Genomic DNA, 13,631 nt, shown 5'->3' with positions numbered 1-13,631 from the left:
CGCCCGCCCGGTTACTTAGGTATAGATAGTTAAGTATTCTTTAACAAGATTTCCTTGACATAAGTGATTGAAACTTCAATTTCGCTTTCCTATCCAATCCCTATCTTTATACAAAGAAGCTATGATTTAGATGTTTAAATCGAAAACGAAAAGAGGCGAGGGTTCACTTCACCCCGACTTTAAATTCAGGGTATTCGTGACCTTCCGCACTCCCGCTGTAATAAAAATAGTTTAATTCAAGGAGATTTTTTAGATAACCTTGACAGTTAGTTTGAACTTCTCCTCTCCTCCAAAACGGATAATACTATAACTGCCTTCAACCTCCCAGGTGCCTGGTTTTACAGCCTCGTATTCCCACTCATGAACTCCCGGAACTGTCTTTGTATCCGGGATATCCGGAATAAACTGTTCCCGGAGCAGTCTGAGACCCTCCTCAGCCTCCATCTTCCATACGGTTTCGGCAACAGATTCTTCTTTACTGTACAGGTGCTCTCCGGGTTGATCCCTGAGTTTTATCACAAAGGTATCTCCAAGATTAATACTGACCGTATCGAAACTATTGGCGTTTGTAAAAATTTGGGCGACCATATTCCCTACCCCTTCTGTATGTGATATCTGTTGTTTTGAATTTTGATATTTGTTGTATATTCCAAGATCCATTTATTTTCTTACTGTAATTATGCTATATGTTCTCTGTAATATACAAAAGTATTTTTGATAAATATGGAAAAGGTTATAAATGTCAGTTATTATCCTTCCCACCCAGCGAAAAAGATAAATACCATCACCATATATGGAGATGGTGCACTGAAGCAGTGTAGCCTTGTGCAGCACTGGATCAGTATCATTGTCCCGCCTTAACTCAGTGGTAGAGTGCGCGGCTGTAGTTCGGCTCGTGCGGGTATCCTCCCGTACATCTCTGCGCAGGCACCGCGATGTCCCCGGTTCGAGTCTGGGAGGCGGGACCTGAAACATTCACCAGAATCGGAATCAGTCAACGGGAACATTTATATATCAGAGAGACATTTAAGGTTTGCTCGCAACGCGGGCAAAACAGCAACTAAAAAGACCGAAGTGTCCGGATAGTGTAGAGGCCTATCATGGAGCCCTGTCGAGGCTCCGACTCGGGTTCGAATCCCGGTCCGGGCGCTTCTTTTTTTTCAATTTGATAACTTTATAAATTTTGTTTTAAACCTGGCATACGTGCCTGCTTTTTATAATTTATGCTTTTTCTTTTAGACTATCTTTAGATTAATCAATCCTCAGTCCTGAAATTCCTGAAGCCCGATTTTCTATTCTTCTGCTCTACTTTTCGAAGTCCCCTGCTTTGCTCTTCTGCTTTGCCCTTCTGCTCTGCCTTCCTGAAGTTCCCTCATTACTCCTCTGAGCTTTTTTAACATCCATATTCCCAACGTCACAACCACAATCTCGAAGCCCCGGAAACCTTTCCCGTAAAAAACATGTGACCCATAAAAGCATGTAAAATGAAAAAGATAAAGGAATAAACTAAAGCAGGAGGCTACAAAAATGGGGATTGAGTCCCATACTCTGGATTATTCCGAGGAGAGAGCCAGCAGAGTCAGCAGTCTCTGCCAGAAGATGAAGAGTACCAGAGAAAAAATGGAAAAAGAAACCCGTATTTTTATCGAAGCTGCAAAAAATTTCTCTCTTGAGTGGGTTCAAAGGGAAATGAACATAAACGTACCTCCTCTGAAAAGTGAAGGTTACTCTGGAAATGAAGAAACTGGCAAAGACAGGTTGAGTGGACTGCCGCGCCTTGAGGACTCACCCTTCCGCATACAGGAGATTGTCGAAGATCACCTCAACCGGGATAATTACTGGATACACAGAAGCGAGTTGCTACATGCAGATGTTTCACGTGACTACATTGAGTTTAAAAAGGAAAAAATCCGGAAGGATCTGACATCAAGCATTCGAATGATTCTGGGCTGCGCTGCAGAAATTTTCGCTGACCAGAAAAATGAAAATCCTGAAGGTAGAGTGTGGGTAAAAGAGCGGGGAAGAAGAAAATACATATGTATTCTCAGGTTTTCGAGCGAGATGACAGTTTCCCTTGATCATTATTTCACAATGCTTGAGGAACTTCTTATTCTTGGGTATGAGATGAAAGAGATAGAAAATGAGGTAGAAGAGGGGAAGATAAAAGAGAAATAAGAAAGCCAATTAGGAAAAAAGCGAAGCAGATGACGCTTATATGACACTGATATGACACTGATATGACACTTAGACTAGAAAATCAGTTTAGACCTGTGTTCCACATTCAGCAACCATATACAGGCCTGCCTGCAAGCTGACGATAATAACTTTATCTACCAGCGCCAGAATTACCTTGCATGAAAGAGTCAGACTTCAGCATAAAAAAAGCCCTGGAAGAAGCAGGAACAGATGCTTACCTGATGACAGGTAATATTCATAATGCCGATATTTACTATGCAACCCGCTTCCTGGCATCGGATGATTTTGTGTACCTGCAAACAGGAGCCGGGAAAGAAGTCCTTTTTATTTCGGAGATGGAGCGCGGAAGGGCTGAAATTGAGTCAAGGGTTTTGACTATAAAGACAATCCAGGAATTTGGCTACCGTGAGAAAATTAAGGAGAAAAAGGATCCATCTATTGCCTATGCAGCCTGCATATCCGAACTGCTCCTCGAAGAGAAGGTGAAAAAGGTTGCAGTTCCCTACGATTTTCCGGTCTTTTATTCAAGCTATCTTATAGAAGCAGGTTTTACTGTAGTGCCTGTGAAAAGCCCTTTCAGGAAAATGAGAAGCTTGAAAAGGCAGGAAGAGATTGAAGCCATAAAGTATGCCCAGATAGCAGGAGAAAAGGCTATGGAGGCAGCGATTGCCCTGATAGCAGGAGCAGAAGAAAAAGAAGGTGTTCTCTATTTTGAAGGACAGGCACTTACCGGGGCTAAAGTAAACTCAGTCATTGACCATACTCTACTTGATTTCGGGTGCGAAGCCGAAGAAACTATTGTTTCCTGCGGAGAGGATACTGCAAATCCGCATGGGACTACTGACGGCCCTCTTAGGGCAAACGCCCCGATTATTCTTGACATCTTCCCGAAGAGCAAAAAGAAGCGCTATTTTGCGGACATGACGCGCACCGTGCTAAAGGGTGAGGCTTCGGAAAAACTGAGAGCGATGTATGAAACCGTATTTGCAGCCCAGGAAAAGGCGCTCGGCATGGTTAAGCCCGGTGTACCGGCATCTGAAATACATAACGCAGTTTGCAACCTGTTTGAAGCACGGGGTTATCACACTTACAGAAGCGGGTCAAAAGCCGGGTTCACACACTCCACAGGGCACGGTGTAGGGCTTGATATCCACGAGCTCCCCGGGGTAGGAGAAAACGGTGCACTTCTTGAAGCAGGCAACGTGATAACTATCGAGCCAGGATTATATTATCCGGGAATCGGAGGAATCCGACTCGAAGATATGGTACTGGTTACCGAAAAGGGATGCGAGAACCTTACACGATTGGAAAAGAAATTTGTATTAAAACCTTTTTTATAAATTAAGCAACAGATTATAATCACCATTCAACCTTAAATGCCCAAAACTACAGTAAAATAGGCAATAAAAGGGTAGAAAAGATAGTATACCCGGGATTTATGGATAGAAACTCATAACTAGGGTTGCTGGCAAAATATAGCTATAATAAGGCTTACAAATAGGTATAGTCAGGATACGTCTATCACTGATTATCCAGGTGGGGTTAACATGACAGATAATGTATACAATAGAGAAGATGTCCTTGAAAAGTACAGAGAAGCAGGCAGGATACTGAAGATTGTCAGGACCGAAGCCGCAGATATGGTTAGAATCGGGAACAGCCTGCTTGAAGTTGCTGAATTTGTTGAAAAGAAAACTATAGAACTTGGAGGCAGGCCTGCATTCCCCTGTAATATCTCAAGAAACCAGGAAGCTGCCCATGCAACTCCGAAAGCAGGGGATAAAGATGTCTTTGCAAAGGATATAGTGAAGCTGGATATCGGAGTCCATGTTGACGGGTACATAGCAGACTCGGCAGTAACTGTGGACCTTTCAGGTAATTCCGATCTCGTAAAAGCTTCTGAAGAAGCCCTTGCAGCAGCTATTGACCTGATGAAGCCCGGGGTCAGCACAGGAGAGGTAGGGGCTGCAATAGAAGAGAGTATCCGCAGCTACGGTTTAAGCCCTATTATGAATCTCTCAGGTCATGGGCTTTCTCAGTACGAAGCTCACGATGACCCTTCAGTACCCAATAAACGGGTAGAAGGCGGGGTTGTTCTGAAAGAAGGAGATGTGCTTGCAATAGAACCCTTTGCAACTAACGGGACAGGGCTTGTACATGACGGAAGCTGGTCAGAGATATTCAGCATTATAAAGAAAAAGCCTGTCCGCATGCCAGCAGTCAGAAACGTCCTGAAGCAGGCAGAAGAGTACAGAGAACTCCCCTTTGCAAAGCGCTGGCTCGATTCAGACAAGCTCGAATTTTCGTTAATCCAGCTGGAAAAAGCCGGAATCTTCCATTCTTACCCCGTACTTATCGAGAGTGCCGGAGGGCTTGTGTCTCAGGCAGAACATACAGTAATAATAACCCGGGACGGATGTGAAGTCACAACAAAATAAGTTCTCAAAAAGAAAAACAGAAAAACGAATAAGATAAAGGATGAATAAAAAAGAGTTGACACCTTTGAAACTGTATCACCTCCCCTTAGCCAGTCTTTTACTGGCAACTCTCCTTACTCCTGCCCTCCTGGCAGAACCCTGTTCTGCAGCCTTTATTCCTGACAATAACATTACACTGGAAAGAAGTGAAATTACATGGAATTACGACGAAAAAATTACAGATAACGAAGCTATTTTTTTCAGAAATCTAATAGACAAAGAAACAGGTAATAACGACAATTTTGTTAATGCCTGGGAAATTCTGAAAATGGAGGTTCTTTTAAAGGACAGAATGGAGAAAGCCATAAAAGAAGAACCTGATGTAAGGCTCAACGCGACTTCAGATACTGTTGAATTAAGGGAAGTAGAGTTCTGGATCTCAAAAGAAGCTCTTGGAAGAACTGAAAAGAGCCCGTCAATTACAAACCTTGCCAGTGTAAGCTACAGTTTCAAAGAAGAAGCAGGTCCCGGAACAGACATAAGGCTAATGGGCACTCCGAACTCAAGTGTTACAATTACTCTCCCGCAAGGCCTTAATGCAGAATTAACCGAAGGGCTTGAAAACAAAAGCCTTGGATTTGAAAATAACCGTACATTACTGAAAGGAAATTTCGGTCCTGAAAAAAACATTACTTTATGGCTTTCGGAAAATGAAAGCTTTAAAGCCGAACTGCTGAATATGGAAATGAATAAGAATCAGAGCGCGGAGAATAAAAGTGCGGAAAGCGAGAACGGAACCGGAGAAAACAAAACTCTGGCTGCTGGAGAAAAGACTGGAGCCAGTTACTCCTCCGGGTTTTTCAAAAATATCTTCAAAGAAATTAACCGGAGCCTGAACGCAGCCTGAACTGAGCCCAAAAGTTAATCTTGCTTGAAGCTTATTCAGAAAAACATGCTCATCGAACAGATTCCACTTAAAAACGGGTGCGCACTTGGCCTCCGATTTGAAATGCAGAAATATCCTCTGATGACCATAAGGGCAGAAAAGGGTTTTCTGATGTGCGGCTACCTGAATGTCAGTGCTGCAGAAACACTCGGAGATGTGGCAGCAAAAGTGAAAGGTGTACAGAGTTTCGAAGATATGCTCAAAGCCACTGTTGTCGAGGTAACAAAATTTGCCAGAGAGCTTGGAATTGAGATAGGGATGACTGGCAGGGAAGCCCTGGAAAAAATGTTTTGAAGAATATAACCCGCTTCACTGATAGAGGTTTTACATATTGGAATCCTGAATATGGGACCCTATACCCTGATATATTACGATTAATATCTCAAAGGCTGCCACCTGTTCAGGCAACTTTTTCTTACATATACTGTTTTTGATCTCAACATTCCTCACAGAATCCGCAAATAGCCCGCAGGTTTAAACACGAATTAAAAACGAAATTAAACACGAGATTAAAAACGAAATTAAACACGAAATTAAACACGAAATTAAACACGAAATTAAACACGAATTAAACACAGACCTAAATGAAACACAGTTTTAACACAACTTTAAATTCATGATATTTTGTATTTTATTCCCTAACCCGCAAGAAATTATTTTGAATCGCTTCAAGCATTTTCAATCGAGTCAAGCTATTTCAAACTGCCTGAAGATTATTTCGAACGATATAAACCAACTTATTTCTGATCATCAATGCTATACGCTTTTGAACTCTCTGGAGAACACGAAGAACTGCCAGCTGCCGAAGTCACTGCCTGCCTCAAAATAGAAGGGCTTGATTTCCGGCCCTATATAAGGGTTGACCAGTGCCTTATAGTGGACATAGCAGGCAAAGAAGAGGATGTTGAAAAAACCCTGACAGGCACTGTGACCGAAAGGCTGGCAATGACTCACCATGTACTGAAAGTTGTCGGGATTGCCGAAAACAATCCTGATGCCATTCTGGAGCTTGCTGAGACCTTCGAACCTGCAAGATATATAAAAGAAAGGGAAAGCTTTGTTGTTAGGGCAAAGAGGATCAAACATCACGTTGACTTTCCGTGCGAGTACCTGGAACAGAAGATTGGAGGGTGTATTTACAGGAAAGGCTTCAGGGCAAACCTGAAGAGCCCTGATGTGGAATTCCGGCTTATCGTGAGTGAAAAAGCCGTACTCGGGACTCTCCTGTCCTCAGTTGACAGGAGCGCATATGAAGCCAGGACTCCCCAGAACAAGCCTTTTTTTCACCCTGGCGTACTTATGCCAAGAGTTGCCCGAGCCCTTACAAATTTATCCGGGATAAAGCCGGGAGAGCTTTTCCTTGACCCTTTCTGCGGTACTGCAGGAATACTTGTAGAAGCCGGGCTTGTGGGTGCAAGGGTCATAGGGGTTGATGCCCAGGAAAAACTTGTCCTCGGGGCTCACATGAACCTTGAAGCCTATAAACTGGACTACATACTGATGGAGGGGGATGCCTGCAGGATTCCTTTAAAAGATTCCACAATCGACGCAGTTGTCACTGATCCACCCTACGGCAGGTCGGCAGCAATCCTTGCCGGGTCCTTAGAAGAGCTATATTCCGGCGCCCTTATAGAAATCCAGCGTGTCCTGAAACCCGGAGGTATTGCGGTGGTTGTCTCGGATAAGGCGGCATTCGAGTACGGGGAGAAGGCTGGACTTAAGGTTCTTGAGATCTATGTCCAGAGAGTGCACAGGAGCCTTACACGAATAATAACTATTTTCCAGAAAGATAAGGATCTGTATTCCGGAGAAATGAAAGAGTAAAAAGCGGTAAAAGGAAAAAACCTGGCAAAGGCAAAAAAATGAAAATAATGAAAACTAAGGGCGAAAAGAATAGAGTAAGGTAGAAATGATTAAAAAAGGAGAGTAAAGATAGAAAGGTGAGAAATCACCTTTAAAGGAACTTTTCACTCACGGGAAATCAACTCCCCAAGCACTTCAGCCATGACCCTGTGCCTGAGAATGCGTTTATGGTTGTGCTCACCTGCCCGCCTGATTGAGTAATTGTCTTCGATCCATTCTATATTTTCTCCGTAGTTTACTCCCATAAGGGTTAACCCATAGGCAGGAGCCGGCTCAATTCCTTCTTCATAAATGTCGGGATTCAGCATCTGGAGCAGCCAGTCATTATCACGCACACCTTTTCCAATCATTGAAAGAGCGGTCACTATTTTTCGTACCATGTTCCAGAGAAAACTGTTGCCGACGACGTCAATCTTTGTAAGTTCACCATCTACACGGGCATTGATCCTCTCCAGAGTACGGACCGTACTTTTTTCTCCGTTTGACCTGGAAAAATTTTCAAAATCATGGGTTCCGAGCAGCAATTTTGAAGCTTCCCTGATCTTCGAAATGTCGTAACCTTCACCGCTCATCACGTAACGGTAGTGCCTGGAAACCGCACTCCTCCTGGCGTCGAAATCAAAGGGAACTTCCGAATGAGCCCATGCCCACACGGTTGGAGGAAGTTCGGAGTTGATAACTCTGGGAATTGCCAGGTTGGGTTTATCCGTATCAAAAGCGACGACCTGTCCGAGGGCATGAACCCCTGCATCAGTCCTGCCCGCACATGTATAGTTAGCAGATTTGGGGCTTTCGATAAGCCTGACGTTCCGAAGAGCTTTGAAGAGTTCTTTCTCCACGGTCTCGACATTCGGCTGAATCTGGGACCCATGAAACTCAGTGCCTATGTATGCAAGTTTTAAAGCGACTCTCATACAATCCCTGATTACTTGGTCTTTTTCTTATAATAGACTTCTCTTACAATCACTAAAAATATTACAAAAATACACCCGAAAAGGAACCAGACACCTGGGTGAAGAGAAAGTGAGTCATAAAACCCATGTACCCCTCCGAAATGTGTAAGCCCTTCGGGAGGGACTGGGGGTAGTCCCTGACCAGAATCCAGTTCTTCAGGAATGGAAACTTCAGCACTTTCCGCCTCCAGAGTAGTTTCCATTCCCGAAGAAAGATTTTCTGCGCCTGCGCCATCCATTGCCTGCTCTCCTGCAAAGGTATCAGGGCTTATATTCATCCCTTCCTCTTCTGGAACTGACTGGTCAAAAGTAGAATCCGGGCTCCCTGCTTTCGGGCTCAGGCTCTCATCTTTAACATTCTCCATAATTGTTGCTTCGGGATAAGTCTCATTTACCGGCCCCGTAACCCCCATCCGCAAAGGAGCAGTAGCATCAATGATACTTTTTGCCCTCAGATAGGCTGAGAGGTACTCTATGCCTGCAGCTGCAAAGACGGCTGCTCCTATAACCCCGATGTATTTCTGCAGCAAATTTATAATGGAAAGCTTATCCATTGAGCTCCTGGAAGGGACAAGCACAATTAATTTTTCCATTGATTCATAAATCTTGATCTGTCGTCCTTTCTGGCTCCACTTTATCTGTTTTACCTTAATCAGGTCGGATTCAACCAGAGAATCAAGGTTATATTTGACCGTAGTGAGGGGGAGATTCAGCTCCTCTGCAATATTTGTTGCAGACATGCTTTTCTTTCCGAGAAGTTCGAGGATCTTCAATGATGTTTCATTGGAAAGGATCTGAGTGAGTTTTCTGGAGTCTCCGTTCACAGGGAGAACAAGTACCCTGTTGTCCTGCTCCCCGAGTACAGGCCCCTGGGGAGGCTCGCCGGTTTCAGATAAACCGTCTCTATCTTCAAGCCCGTTCATGCGTATTTCCTGAGTTAAAAACCTTCTTATAAGTAATTTTTAATTGTACTCTATACTGTACTTTGGACCGATCTTAATATAAAGTTTTATTTTTTGCGGGTTATTATAGATCCACTACTATATTTATATATAGAATCCTGCCCTTAACCTTAAATACAACATTGTATATTCTAATCTAAATTTTCCGCTGGTAGCAATCATGATAACAAAACAGCAGGTTCTTGAATTTCTGAAAAATTACGATTTAGAAAACATTACTATTGCAACAGTCTGTTCTCACTCAAGCCTTCAAATCTTTGACGGGGCGCGAAAAGAAGGCTTCAAAACTCTGGGGATATGCGTTGGCAAACCACCCAAGTTCTACGAAGCATTTCCCAAAGCAAAACCTGACGAGTACCTTATTGTTGAAAGCTATGCGGACATAATGAATAAGGCTGAGGAACTCAGAAAGAAAAATGTAATCATTATCGCACATGGTTCGTTTGTTGCTTACCTGGGTACGGAGAATTTTGCAAAGATAGCTGTGCCTACCTTCGGGAACCGGGCTGTACTGGAATGGGAGTCGGACCGGGATAAAGAACGGGAATGGCTGCTTGGAGCAGGCATCCACATGCCCGGAAAAATAGATGACCCTCACAATATCAACGGGCCTGTAATGGTCAAGTACAACGGTGCAAAAGGAGGCAAAGGTTTCTTCGTTGCAAAGACCTATGAAGAATTCGACGAGCTCGTAGACCGCACCCAGAAGTACACGATCCAGGAATTCATTACCGGGACCCGTTACTACCTGCACTACTTTTACTCCCCGATCCGGAATGAAGGCTATACTTTAAGCGAAGGCAGCCTTGAGCTTCTCAGCATGGACCGCAGGGTAGAATCCAATGCCGATGAAATCTTCAGGCTTGGCTCTCCTAAAGAACTTGTAGAAGCAGGTATCCGTCCGACATACGTGGTTACAGGAAACGTGCCTCTCGTTGCAAGGGAGTCCCTCCTGCCTCTGATCTTCTCCCTTGGAGAAAGAGTGGTTGAAGAATCCCTTGGCCTTTTCGGCGGGATGATAGGGGCTTTCTGCCTTGAAACCGTCTTCACGGATGAGCTTGAGATCAAGGTGTTTGAGATTTCAGCCAGAATCGTTGCAGGGACAAACCTTTACATTTCAGGTTCCCCTTATGCGGACTTGATTCAGGAAGATCTCTCTACCGGAAGAAGAATAGCTCAGGAAATAAAAAAGGCAGCCCGGACAAACCAGCTGGATAAAATAATATCCTGAAGTTGCTGAAATATTTCGAAATTGCTGAAATATTCCAAAGTTGCTGAAATACTCTGAAGCTGCTGAAGTACTCTGAAATTGCCGGAATCTTCAAAAGCTTCCAAATAATTATATTTTTCATTAGGTTTTCAGGATTGAAATGCTTTTTTAATCCTGATTGAAATGCTTTTTTAATCCTGAATCTCCCTGATTTCTCAAACAGGAGATTTTTCACAGATCAGAGTGTTTTCCATATCAGAGTGTTTTCCATATCAGAGTGTTTTCCATATCAGAGTGTTTTCCATATCAGAGTTATTTCCAGAGATCGGGCAATTGTTTTTCTCTCTTGAGACCTTTCTGGAAAGTCCCCTGTAGTACATAAAAAGTTCTTTACCCCACTCTATCGCCTCACTTTCGGAACTTATTAGAAGATTTCGGTCAAGTTTTCCTTTTTTATTGAGGAGCAATAATGCCATAAACCTCTCAGTCACAGTAAGTGAAACTACGGACGAAGTATCGTCATATATATAGAGGGTCGAGTTTTTCGGCAGCAGTAAATCTTCGGTTTCCTCAAGATGAGGACTGAAAACCCTTTCAAAAAGATTTTTTGTAAAAATAAAGGTAGAATCCGTTTTTTTCTTCAAAAAATTCTGATCAAACCCTGAACAAGAAGGCTGGAAAAACGAAGAAAAATACATAATTTCTGTTGATTGTTTGAGATTATTTACGAATTCTTCAGGCGGTTCAAACATCCTGTTAAGCTGGGGTTCAATCACCTTATATTGAGACAACTTCCCAAGTTTCAAACGTAAAAAAGAAGGGATTCCTGTAAGATCTTTCTGTGCCCAGTAATCAAGATTATCTTCAAAAACCTCGAAAGCCCCTATCAGGGGAGCCATTTTTTCAGTGATAATCAATCCAATCGTAGAAAGTTTGTAATTTTTATTTTCCTGCTCGATCAGCCCCTTTTCCGTTAATTTTTTTATTTGAGGAAGGACTGCGGTACAGGAAGAGCCCAGAAGCTCCGTAATTTCCTCAATATTTTTTGATCCGTCCTTGAGAAAAAGCAGAATTTTTCTTCTTTTATCCGACCTCAAAAGCAGATCTATCAGCGTAGATTTCTGAAGAGAATCCACATCTACCACCACCAGACTATAGTAAATACACGGCTGTTACACAGACATGACTATACACAGACATTAGACTGATTCCTGCCGGGGCAGCAAAACCCTGTCTCAGCCTTTTGCCCAAAACCGGATGCCTATCTCTGTTATGAACTATAACTCCCCTTAAGTAATATCTGTCAGGCTGCAAGATTGCTCCCGTGTTTTCTTGAAGCCGACATAGAAATTTTGGCACAAATTGCCAGCAAATTAATAATTGCGCAGAATCAAGCGTACATTCTGCGGAACTTACTTTTATCCCGCGAATAAATAAATATTTCTATTCAGAAAAAACATACATCGGATTTTTCGTTTCGATCTGAGTATTTTAGAAAAAAGAGGAGCATCAAAAAGAAGACCGGCAATCAAATAAATAGTAAAACCATAGTCAAAAATATAATGAGGCGGAAACTCAAAGCAGCATTTAAAACGAGATTAAAAAATACTAAGAACTAAAATCAAGTCTGAAAACTTAAAAATCAAGATTTTTATTTCACCTACTCTAAACAAATTATTTTAAGTAGTTGCCAGTCCGATACTATTAAAGATGCCTAAAGGTGAAAATAAAGAGTTCAGGCCCGCTTTTGAGGGAAAATTCGGCGGGTCATTGCGCGTGCTTGGTAATGAAGAAAATGATGGAGAAGGGCTCCTGTTTCTTGGAAATTATATGGCGCTTGACCATTCGAGGGGAGCTGCCGTTTATCTGGATGCGCTTAAACCTCATGCTGTTTTGATCTGTGGGAAAAGAGGATACGGGAAATCCTATACCATGGGGTGCATGCTGGAAGAACTAGCCCTTCTCCCTCCTGCGATCAGGGGAAAACTTGCATCCCTTATCATCGATACTATGGGAATATTCTGGACAATGATTTATCCAAATACTTCCGAAACGGGGAGACTGAAAAGCTGGAGTATTGTGCCCACTGGGCTCGAAACTGAGATCTTCGTGCCATCAGGAAAGGTTGAGGCTTATAAAAAGCGAAACATAGAGGTAAAGCCTTTTTCAATTTCAATTCGGGAGCTCTCCGGAAGCCAGTGGTGCAGGACCCTCAAGATTGAAGAAGTTTCTCCTCTCGGGATTCTGCTTGTAAGGACTGTTGAATCCCTCCGGGAGAAAGGCGAAACTTATTCTTTTGAGGATATTATCAGTGAGATATTCCTGGATACGCGTTCGGATTCAGCATCAAAAGGGGCTGCTGAAAACTATTTCAGAGCTGTGAAGTCATGGGGCCTGTTTTCAAAGGAAGGGACCCTTCTGTCAGAACTAATATCAGGGGGCAGGACAACAGTCCTTGATGTAAGCTCCCTTGAAAATGAAAACGTCTGCGCTGCGGCAGTATCAATTCTTTCGGGCAGGCTTTATGCAGAGAGGCTTGAAGCAAGAAGAGCTTATGAAAAAAAGCAGATGGGAGAAAAGACAGAGGGAGAAGAGTTTCCGATGGTCTGGCTTTTCATAGATGAAGCCCATATCTTCGTTCCCGCGGGGAGAGAAAGCCTTGCTTCGGAAGTGCTTATTAATCGCTGCCTCAGGCAGGGCAGACAGCCCGGACTCTCTCTTGTACTGGCAACCCAGAGACCAGCAAGCCTTCACCCTGATGTTGTCTCGCAGAGCGACCTTCTTATCTGCCACCGCCTCACTTCAAGTGATGATATCCTTGCCCTTGAAACCTCCAGACCCCTTTACATGCAGGAGAGCCTCAGGGCATACCTGAAGAAAATGGGGAGTGAAAGGGGAGCTGCATTGATAGTAGATGACCATTCAGAGTCTGTCCATATGGTACGTATCCGCCCAAGGAGAAGCTGGCACGGAGGAGGAGAGCCAAGTGCCCTTGAGCCGTGCAGAGAGGAAAAAGAAGAGACAGCAGCTCAAAACCCGGATCAATTAACTTAAGGCAGAGCATTTGTTTACCAAAGTTTTTCG

The 13,631-nt window shown here is 43.3% G+C and carries 14 protein-coding genes and 2 tRNA genes; 11 read left to right on the top strand and 5 right to left on the bottom strand.

The features are described 5' to 3' along the window. Positions 1–249: 249 nt before the first annotated feature. Entirely contained in the window at positions 250–588 is a 339-nt protein-coding gene (locus FXV91_RS06200; RefSeq protein WP_229389492.1) for a protease inhibitor I42 family protein, read from the bottom strand. A gap of 135 nt (positions 589–723) precedes the next feature. Between FXV91_RS06200 and FXV91_RS06195 the strand changes: the two genes are divergently transcribed. The 3 genes from FXV91_RS06195 (at position 724) to FXV91_RS06185 (ending at position 1,149) form a co-directional block, all read left to right on the top strand. Beyond that, complete coding sequence (locus tag FXV91_RS06195) at positions 724–861, top strand: hypothetical protein (RefSeq protein WP_229389490.1); 138 nt, start codon at positions 724–726, stop codon at positions 859–861. Beyond that, a tRNA-Tyr gene (locus tag FXV91_RS06190) sits at positions 852–965 on the top strand. Before FXV91_RS06195 ends, FXV91_RS06190 begins: the two co-directional genes overlap by 10 nt. Positions 966–1,076: 111 nt before the next feature. Next, positions 1,077–1,149, top strand: a tRNA-Asp gene (locus FXV91_RS06185). A gap of 143 nt (positions 1,150–1,292) precedes the next feature. Here the strand turns inward: FXV91_RS06185 and FXV91_RS19715 are convergent. Then, positions 1,293–1,424, bottom strand: coding sequence for a hypothetical protein (locus tag FXV91_RS19715; RefSeq protein ID WP_255679942.1), 132 nt, complete (start codon positions 1,422–1,424; stop codon positions 1,293–1,295). A gap of 103 nt (positions 1,425–1,527) precedes the next feature. On the opposite strand from FXV91_RS19715, the gene FXV91_RS06180 reads away from it, so the two are divergent. The 6 genes from FXV91_RS06180 to FXV91_RS06155 all read left to right on the top strand — a co-directional run bounded on the left by FXV91_RS06180 (position 1,528) and on the right by FXV91_RS06155 (position 7,383). Then, positions 1,528–2,175, top strand: a complete 648-nt coding sequence (locus FXV91_RS06180) for a hypothetical protein (RefSeq protein ID WP_229389488.1) — start codon at positions 1,528–1,530, stop codon at positions 2,173–2,175. A 179-nt stretch (positions 2,176–2,354) separates the two neighbouring features. Then, entirely contained in the window at positions 2,355–3,536 is a 1,182-nt protein-coding gene (locus tag FXV91_RS06175) for a Xaa-Pro peptidase family protein (RefSeq protein WP_229389485.1), read from the top strand. Between the two features lie 207 nt (positions 3,537–3,743). Next, entirely contained in the window at positions 3,744–4,634 is an 891-nt protein-coding gene (gene map, locus FXV91_RS06170; RefSeq protein WP_229389483.1) for a type II methionyl aminopeptidase, read from the top strand. A 40-nt stretch (positions 4,635–4,674) separates the two neighbouring features. Next, positions 4,675–5,520 carry a hypothetical protein gene (locus FXV91_RS06165; RefSeq protein ID WP_229389481.1) on the top strand — a complete coding sequence of 282 codons (846 nt, stop codon included), beginning with the start codon at positions 4,675–4,677 and terminating at the stop codon, positions 5,518–5,520. A gap of 45 nt (positions 5,521–5,565) precedes the next feature. Then, the gene (locus FXV91_RS06160; protein WP_229389479.1) at positions 5,566–5,853 is read left to right on the top strand and encodes a DUF1805 domain-containing protein; all 288 of its coding nucleotides are present in this window, start codon (positions 5,566–5,568) and stop codon (positions 5,851–5,853) included. 459 nt (positions 5,854–6,312) lie between these two features. Next, a complete protein-coding gene (locus FXV91_RS06155; RefSeq protein WP_229389478.1) occupies positions 6,313–7,383 on the top strand; it encodes a TRM11 family methyltransferase in 1,071 nt (356 codons plus the stop codon). A gap of 143 nt (positions 7,384–7,526) precedes the next feature. On the opposite strand, the gene truA is transcribed toward FXV91_RS06155, so the two are convergent. Continuing rightward, complete coding sequence (gene truA, locus FXV91_RS06150) at positions 7,527–8,336, bottom strand: tRNA pseudouridine(38-40) synthase TruA (protein WP_229389476.1); 810 nt, start codon at positions 8,334–8,336, stop codon at positions 7,527–7,529. Positions 8,337–8,347: 11 nt separating this feature from the next. Next, on the bottom strand, positions 8,348–9,298 hold the full coding sequence (locus FXV91_RS06145) for a winged helix-turn-helix domain-containing protein (protein WP_229389474.1): 951 nt from the start codon (positions 9,296–9,298) through the stop codon (positions 8,348–8,350). A 199-nt stretch (positions 9,299–9,497) separates the two neighbouring features. Here FXV91_RS06145 and FXV91_RS06140 point away from each other — a divergent pair, with 199 nt between their 5' ends. Further along, positions 9,498–10,568, top strand: coding sequence for a formate--phosphoribosylaminoimidazolecarboxamide ligase (locus tag FXV91_RS06140; protein ID WP_229389472.1), 1,071 nt, complete (start codon positions 9,498–9,500; stop codon positions 10,566–10,568). A gap of 251 nt (positions 10,569–10,819) precedes the next feature. On the opposite strand, the gene FXV91_RS06135 is transcribed toward FXV91_RS06140, so the two are convergent. Then, complete coding sequence (locus tag FXV91_RS06135; RefSeq protein ID WP_229389470.1) at positions 10,820–11,683, bottom strand: winged helix-turn-helix domain-containing protein; 864 nt, start codon at positions 11,681–11,683, stop codon at positions 10,820–10,822. Positions 11,684–12,257: 574 nt separating this feature from the next. Between FXV91_RS06135 and FXV91_RS06130 the strand changes: the two genes are divergently transcribed. After that, positions 12,258–13,601: an ATP-binding protein gene (locus tag FXV91_RS06130; RefSeq protein WP_229389468.1), complete on the top strand. Its 1,344-nt coding sequence runs from the start codon at positions 12,258–12,260 to the stop codon at positions 13,599–13,601. Positions 13,602–13,631 lie beyond the last annotated feature (30 nt).

This window comes from Methanosarcina sp. DH2 (assembly GCF_020804225.1).
Classification (GTDB): Archaea; Halobacteriota; Methanosarcinia; order Methanosarcinales; family Methanosarcinaceae; genus Methanosarcina.
This window is presented reverse-complemented; position numbering and strand designations above follow the sequence as displayed.